The sequence below is a fragment of the Streptomyces sp. McG3 genome (genome assembly GCF_018619185.1).
Classification (GTDB): domain Bacteria; phylum Actinomycetota; class Actinomycetes; order Streptomycetales; family Streptomycetaceae; genus Streptomyces.
Map to the genome: position 1 here is coordinate 1 of NZ_JAAXYC010000351.1, position 7,629 is coordinate 7,629.

Here is a 7,629-nt window from a genome sequence, read left to right on the forward strand (position 1 = left end):
GGACCGCGTCACCCCCCGGCCACCCCCACGACGCCAGGACCTCACGCAACACTGATACCCCTGGTGCCACACTCACCCGCTCCGCCCCACCCGAGGACGACTCCATGGACCGGCTGTCCAACACCGTGCGCCCCTACGCCTGGGGGTCCACCACGGCGATTCCCGCCCTGCTCGGCATCGCGCCCACCGGCGAACCGCAGGCCGAGATGTGGATGGGAGCCCACCCCGGAGCACCCTCGCGCATCACCCGTACCACCGCGTCCGGTGAGAGGGAGCTGGCCCTCACCGAGGCCATCGACGCCGACCCGGAGGGGGAGCTCGGCGCGACGACGGTCGCCCGGTTCGGCCCCCGCCTCCCCTTCCTCCTGAAGCTCCTCGCCGCCGGCGCGCCCCTCTCCGTCCAGGTCCACCCGAATCTGGAGCAGGCCCGCGAGGGCTACGCCGACGAGGAGGCCCGGGGCGTCCCGATCGACGCCCCGCACCGCACGTACAAGGACGCGAACCACAAGCCCGAACTCATCTGCGCCCTCACCCCCTTCGACGGGCTGTGCGGCTTCCGCAGCCCCACCGAGGCGGCGGACGCGATGGAGGCGCTGGGAGTCGACTCCCTCAAGCCGTACGTGGACCTCCTCCGCGCCCACCCCGAGGAAGCGGCCCTCCGCGAGGTGCTCACGGCGATCCTCGGCGCGGAACCGGCGGAGATGGCCGAGACCGTGGCGGAGGCGGCGGCCGCCGCCGAACGCCTCGGCGGCGCCCACGCCCCGTACGCCCGCATCGCCCACCACTTCCCCGGCGACCCCGGAGTCCTGGCCGCGATGCTGCTGAACTACGTGCAACTCCAGCCCGGAGAAGCCCTTTTCCTCGGCGCGGGTGTCCCGCACGCCTATCTCGACGGCCTCGGCGTGGAGATCATGGCCAACTCGGACAACGTGCTGCGCTGCGGCCTGACCCCCAAGCACATCGACGTCCCCGAACTCCTGCGGATCGTCCGGTTCGAGGCCACCGAGCCCGGCGTGCTGCGCCCGGAGGCGGCCCCGTCGGGCGAGGAGCTCTACGAGACCCCCGCCGACGAGTTCGCCCTGTCCCGCTACACCCTCGCCCCGGGGGCGGCCCCCACCGAACTGACCGCCCCCACGCCGCAGATCCTGCTCTGCACGGCCGGCTCGGTCACTGTGGGCGAACTCGCCCTCGGACCCGGGGAGTCCGCGTACGTTCCGGCAGGCGAGACTGTCGAGGCGGCGGGACCGGGAACACTCTTCCGGGCCACCCTGGCGGCCTGACCCACGGACCGTCCCGACGGCTGCAACAATGTGCCGCCTCACCGCGACGGCACCTGCCGCGCACCGACGAAGGGACACCACGCACTCATGAGCGCGTCAGGCGGAACCAAGGCGATCGTGGCGGCACTCGTCGCCAACCTCTCGATCGCCGTGGCCAAATTCGTAGCGTTCCTCTTCAGTGGTTCCTCGTCGATGCTCGCGGAGAGCGTCCACTCGCTCGCCGACTCGGGCAACCAGGGACTCCTGCTGCTCGGCGGCAAGAAGGCGAAGCGCGAAGCCACCCCTCAACACCCCTTCGGCTACGGGCGCGAGCGCTACATCTACGCGTTCCTCGTCTCCATCGTCCTGTTCTCGGTCGGTGGCATGTTCGCGGTCTACGAGGGCTACGAGAAGATCAAGCACCCGCATGAGATCGAGGCCTGGTACTGGCCCGTCGGGGTCCTGATCTTCGCGATCATCGCGGAGATCTTCTCCTTCCGTACGGCGATCCGTGAGTCCAACCAGACGCGCGGCGACCGCTCCTGGACCGAGTTCATCCGCCGCTCCAAGGCGCCCGAACTCCCGGTCGTTCTCCTGGAGGACCTCGGCGCGCTCGTCGGCCTGATCCTGGCGCTCGCGGGCGTCGGCCTCGCCCTCGGCACCGGCAACGGAGTCTGGGACGGCATCGGCACCCTCTGCATCGGCATCCTGCTGATCCTCATCGCGATCGTCCTGGCCGTCGAGACGAAATCCCTCCTGCTCGGCGAGTCCGCCGGCCTCGAAGACGTCGAGAAGATCAAGGCGGCCGTGGTGGACGGCGAGACCGTCACCGGCATCATCCACATGCGCACCCTCCACCTCGGTCCCGAGGAACTGCTGGTCGCCGCCAAGATCGCGGTCCGGCACGACGAGACCGCGACCGAGGTCGCCGACGCCATCAACGCCGCCGAGAACCGCATCCGGGCGGCGTGCCCGATCGCCCGGGTCATCTACCTGGAGCCGGACATCTACAACGCGCAGGCCGCGGCGACCGGAACCAACCCGGGCAAGACCGCCGAGGCCCCGGAAACGGGACCCGAAACGGGCGAGGGCCCGGCCTCGAAGGATTCCGGCCACTGACCCACCGCGCATCAGCCCCGATCGGCCCGGTGACCCCTCACACACGCCCCTCTCCACGAACGGGCTGGGGCTCACTGGGCCGTTCGGTGTAGATTCGGATACGGATAACAGACGTCGCTGCTGATGGCGGTCGACCGGCGCTGGCGGGAGCCAGCCGGGCGAGGGACAGAGGGCCTCCGACGGACTGCACTGCGAACCCCCGGGCATTCCTGTGCCCGCCGCGCCGCAGAGTCAGCCCAGAAAGCCCACCCTCGACCCATCACGAGGAGCAGCCCGTTATGACGACGGCCACCAACCGCCAGGACTTCAAGGTCGCCGACCTCTCCCTCGCCCCCTTCGGGCGCAAGGAGATCACGCTCGCCGAGCACGAGATGCCCGGCCTGATGTCGATCCGCAAGGAGTTCGCCGCCACTCAGCCGCTGGCCGGCGCCCGGATCACCGGCTCGCTGCACATGACCGTGCAGACCGCCGTGCTCATCGAGACCCTCGTCGCCCTGGGCGCCGAGGTCCGCTGGGCCTCCTGCAACATCTTCTCCACCCAGGACCACGCCGCCGCGGCCATCGCGGTCGGCCCGAACGGCACTCCGGAAGCCCCCGCGGGCGTCCCGGTCTTCGCCTGGAAGGGCGAGACGCTGGAGGAGTACTGGTGGTGCACGGAGCAGGCGCTGACCTGGCCGAACACCCCCACCGGCGGCCCGAACATGATCCTGGACGACGGTGGCGACGCCACCCTCCTCGTCCACAAGGGCGTCGAGTTCGAGAAGGCCGGTGCCGCCCCGGACCCGTCGACCGCGGACAGCGAGGAGTACGCCCACATCCTCACCCTGCTGAACCGCACCCTCGGCGAGGCCCCGCAGAAGTGGACCCAGCTCGCGTCCGAGATCCGCGGTGTCACCGAGGAGACGACGACGGGTGTGCACCGCCTGTACGAGATGCACCGTGACGGTTCCCTCCTGTTCCCCGCGATCAACGTGAACGACGCGGTGACCAAGTCGAAGTTCGACAACAAGTACGGCTGCCGCCACTCCCTCATCGACGGCATCAACCGCGCCACCGACGTCCTGATCGGCGGCAAGACCGCCGTCGTCTTCGGCTACGGCGACGTGGGCAAGGGCTGCGCGGAGTCCCTGCGCGGCCAGGGCGCCCGGGTGATCATCACGGAGATCGACCCGATCTGCGCGCTGCAGGCGGCCATGGACGGCTACCAGGTCGCCACGCTGGACGACGTCGTGGAGCAGGCGGACATCTTCGTCACCACGACGGGCAACAAGGACATCATCATGGCCAAGGACATGGCCCGGATGAAGCACCAGGCGATCGTCGGGAACATCGGCCACTTCGACAACGAGATCGACATGGCCGGCCTCGCGAAGATCGACGGCATCGTCAAGGACGAGGTCAAGCCCCAGGTCCACACCTGGACGTTCTCCGACGGCAAGGTCCTCATCGTCCTGTCCGAGGGCCGCCTCCTCAACCTGGGCAACGCGACCGGACACCCCTCCTTCGTGATGTCCAACAGCTTCGCGGACCAGACCCTCGCGCAGATCGAGCTGTTCACGAAGCCCGAGGAGTACCCGACCGACGTGTACGTGCTGCCCAAGCACCTGGATGAGAAGGTCGCCCGACTCCACCTCGACGCCCTGGGCGTCAGGCTCACGACGCTGCGCCCCGAGCAGGCGGCGTACATCGGTGTCGAGGTAGAGGGCCCGTACAAGCCCGACCACTACCGCTACTGATCCCTCCGCGGTCGCTGATCGACCCTCGGCGTTCGGGAGGCCGGCCTCCCGAACGCCGAGCGGCGTCACAGCCCGCGGCAGCAGATCCGAGCGCAGGCCCCCGCACCCCCGTGCCGGGGGCCTGCTCCCGTTACCGCCCCCGCACGACCCGAGGAACCCGAAGGACCCCATGCCCCGCGGCAGGTATTCGCTCCACGACCTTCACGATCACACCCCCCTCGGCGAAGAACACTTCCACTGCGCCCCCGGCCCCTCCGGCTGGCGCTACGTCTCCCAGACCACATCCCCCGACGGAGACCACCTCGGCTCCGTCGACCTGGCCCTGGACGAGCTGGGCCGGCCCATCCGCCTCGAACTCCACGCGGCGAGCTGGCAGGTACGAGGAGCAGCCCTGGAAGGGGTCACCTGGGTCCGGACCGACCCGACCGGCAGCCACGCCACCGAGGGCAATGTCCGCGCCCACACCTTCGCCGGCACGTCCCCCGCGTTCCTCATCGCCATGACCCGTCTTCTGCGCCTCACCCCCGCTTCCCCCACGACCCGTGTCCGTGTGGTCACCTTCACGGACCCGGTGCTCGCACCCAGGACCGTCGACCAGTCCTGGGCCCTGGTGAACAGTGAAGCGCACACCACTGACAACGGCCCCCTGATCGTGGACGAATACCAGGTCAGCGCCCTGGACACCGGGGAGCAGCACGCCATCCACATCGCCGGCGATGTGGTCCTCGCGGCACCCGGCATCGAGCTCGAACACCTGGAGACGCCCCCGTCACCCCGCGCCTCCGACACCCCGGCCGACCAGGACCTGCCGTCAGGATCCGGGCCGGACACCACCTAGCCGGGCGGGGCGAACCCGCCCGAGGGAGCACTTCCGCGCTGCTGCTCGTGCCCACCGGCGGCATCGCGCCCCGCACCGGAACCGGCCCCGGCAGACACCGTCCCCCCAAAACTCCCGCCGGCCCCAACAGGCCCAACATGCGCGCCAGGCCCAACAGGCCCGGCGAGCCCGGACGGTACGAGCCGGGGCGCTACGGGCCCCTCGACGCGGGGCCCGGCGAACACGCGCCGCGCGTCCCGTGACTGCCGCTCATGAACCACCGCGGCCAGGAACGCGGCCGCGGGAACACCCTGGGGCGCGGCGGCTCCCGTCAGGGCGACCAGTTCACCGGCCAGCCGTTCCGCGATCGAACGCCCCACACCGGGATCCAGCTGACGCATCCGCGTGAGGTACTGCCGTATCCCGAGCCAGAGTTCGTCGGGTACGGCCGACAGATCCAGCTGCGCGAACCGGCCGACCAGCCAGGGCGGGGGAGGCGGCACGGAGACGGACCGGCCCGTGGCAGCGACCCGTTCCCGGATCACCAGCGTCCCGGCGAACACGTCACCTATCCGGCGCCCCCGCGCCGACACCAGGGACGCGATCGAGGCCAGGGCGCCGAAGGTCATGAGGATCTCGACGAGCCCCATGGCCCCCCGCACGAGCGCGTGCCGGAAACGGATCGGCCCACCGTCGTCCCGCACCACCCGCAGCCCGCAGGCGAGCTTCCCCAGGGACCGGCCATGACTCAGCGTCTCCACCGCGACCGGCCCACCGATCAGGACCAGCAGGAAAGAGGCGACCCCGATCGCCGCGACCGCCGCCTCGTCCAAGGAGGCGGAAGCGATGCCCAGCACGACGGATATCAGGATGAAGGCGGCGAACGTCACCGCCAGGTCGATCGCCGAGGCGAGCGCCCGGCTCGGCAGCCGCGCGGGCCTCAACCCCAGGACGACCGCGTCCCCGGTAACCAGCTCACTCATCGGGCCCCACCCTTCGCCGACCTTCTCTGCCCCAGCCGGGCACAGTCTGCCAAGCTGACCGCCAGCGCGCCGCAGTAGTACGAACCCGTACGCACCCATGCCTGGAGCAACAGACGCCCATGGACCTCGACGTCTTCGTCACCGCCCACCGCACGGAGTGGGACCGCCTCGAACACCTCCTGCGCCGGGGGCGCCGCCTCACCGGAGCGGAAGCGGACGAACTCGTCGTCCTCTACCAGCGCACGGCGACCCACCTCTCGCTGGTCCAGTCGAGCAGCCCCGACCCCCTCCTGACCGGACGTCTCACCCAGCTCGTGGCCCGCGCCCGGTCGACGGTGACCGGCACCCGCAAGGCGTCCTGGCGGGACGCGGCCCGGTTTCTCACCGCGGGATTCCCCGCCGCGGTCTACCGCTCGCGCCACTGGTGGATTCCGACAGCGGTGCTCTCGACAGTGGTGGCGGCACTGCTGGGCTGGTGGATCGGCACCCACCCCGAGGTTCAGGCCGCGATCGCCGCACCGGCGGACCTCCGTGCCATGACCCGACCGGGCGGGGAGTACGAGACCTACTACTCCACTCATCCGGCCGCGTCGTTCGCGGCACAGGTATGGACGAACAACGCGCAGGCCGCGGCCCTGTGCCTGATCCTGGGGGCGTTCCTCGGCATACCGGTGATCTGGATCCTCTTCCTCAACATGCTCAACCTCGGCGTCGGCATAGGCCTCATGTCCTCCGCGGGCCGTCTCGATGTCTTCCTCGGCCTGGTGCTGCCCCATGGTCTGCTCGAACTGACAGCGGTGTTCGTCGCCGCCGGCACAGGGCTACGCCTCGGCTGGACCGTGATCGACCCCGGTCCCCTGTCACGCCGGACCGCCCTGGCTCAGCAGGGCCGCGCCGCCCTGGGCATGGCAATCGGTCTGGCCCTGGTCCTGTTCGTCTCCGGACTCATCGAGGGCTTCGTGACCCCGTCCGGTCTCCCGACCTGGGCCCGGATCACCATCGGCATCGCCGCTGAGCTGGCCTTTCTCGCGTACGTCTACATCCTCGGCGGCCGCGCGGCCCGCGCCGGCGACACAGGCGACCTCACAGCGGTCGAACGCAGCGCCGAACTTCCCACCGCAGCCTGATGGCCGATGTGCTTTCACCCCTGCTGACCTGCTAGTGTCCCCCTCGCCCACAAAAACCGTTGACACGGCAGATGTGGGGAGGTAGATTTGAACGGTTGCCTCGGACTAGACAAGTTCGAGTTGAGCGCGTATTCTCTATCTCGCTCGTGCAGGGGCGTCCACTAACCCCGCCGGGCCAAATGATTCTCTCTTGTCGAACTCATCGAGTCGTTCGTTTGGCTCCGTGAGTTTCTGATAAAGTCGGATCCGCCGAAAGGCAAGGCCACTCCGCAGGCCATCAGATATCGAATTCGGGCCGGAAACGGAACGAAAGAGAGTCTGGTAAAGTTGGACTCGCCGGAAAAGGAAAACGCGAAAGCGAAGGATCTGGAAAGCGAAAAGCAGGACCCGTTTCGACCGGGAATCGGACACGAAAGAGTCTGATAGAGTCGGAAACGCAGGACAGCAAGACAAAGCAGTAGACGAAGGGAAGCGCCCGGAGGGCCCCGGTGATACGGGACCGAAGGAAGCGTCCGTTCCTTGAGAACTCAACAGCGTGCCAAAAGTCAACGCCAGATATGTTGATACCCCGGCCTGCTTCGGCAGGTT

At 69.3% G+C, this 7,629-nt stretch carries 6 protein-coding genes; 5 read left to right on the forward strand and 1 reads right to left on the reverse strand.

All coding sequences use genetic code 11. From position 1 onward, the window contains the following. Positions 1-104 precede the first annotated feature (104 nt). The 4 genes from manA (at position 105) to HET64_RS33815 (ending at position 4,952) form a co-directional block, all read left to right on the forward strand. Positions 105-1,280 (forward strand): mannose-6-phosphate isomerase, class I, encoded by a 1,176-nt coding sequence (gene manA, locus HET64_RS33800; protein ID WP_215111076.1) that lies wholly within the window; start codon positions 105-107, stop codon positions 1,278-1,280. A gap of 87 nt (positions 1,281-1,367) precedes the next feature. Continuing rightward, positions 1,368-2,378 (forward strand): cation diffusion facilitator family transporter, encoded by a 1,011-nt coding sequence (locus HET64_RS33805; protein ID WP_215111072.1) that lies wholly within the window; start codon positions 1,368-1,370, stop codon positions 2,376-2,378. A 278-nt stretch (positions 2,379-2,656) separates the two neighbouring features. Continuing rightward, on the forward strand, positions 2,657-4,114 hold the full coding sequence (gene ahcY / locus HET64_RS33810; protein ID WP_097968661.1) for an adenosylhomocysteinase: 1,458 nt from the start codon (positions 2,657-2,659) through the stop codon (positions 4,112-4,114). 169 nt (positions 4,115-4,283) lie between these two features. Continuing rightward, complete coding sequence (locus tag HET64_RS33815; RefSeq protein WP_215111073.1) at positions 4,284-4,952, forward strand: hypothetical protein; 669 nt, start codon at positions 4,284-4,286, stop codon at positions 4,950-4,952. Here the strand turns inward: HET64_RS33815 and HET64_RS33820 are convergent. Further along, a complete protein-coding gene (locus tag HET64_RS33820; RefSeq protein ID WP_215111074.1) occupies positions 4,949-5,914 on the reverse strand; it encodes an RDD family protein in 966 nt (321 codons plus the stop codon). The two genes, HET64_RS33815 and HET64_RS33820, sit on opposite strands and share 4 nt — an antisense overlap. A 119-nt stretch (positions 5,915-6,033) precedes the next feature. Between HET64_RS33820 and HET64_RS33825 the strand changes: the two genes are divergently transcribed. Next, the gene (locus tag HET64_RS33825) at positions 6,034-7,041 is read left to right on the forward strand and encodes a stage II sporulation protein M (protein WP_215111075.1); all 1,008 of its coding nucleotides are present in this window, start codon (positions 6,034-6,036) and stop codon (positions 7,039-7,041) included. Positions 7,042-7,629 lie beyond the last annotated feature (588 nt).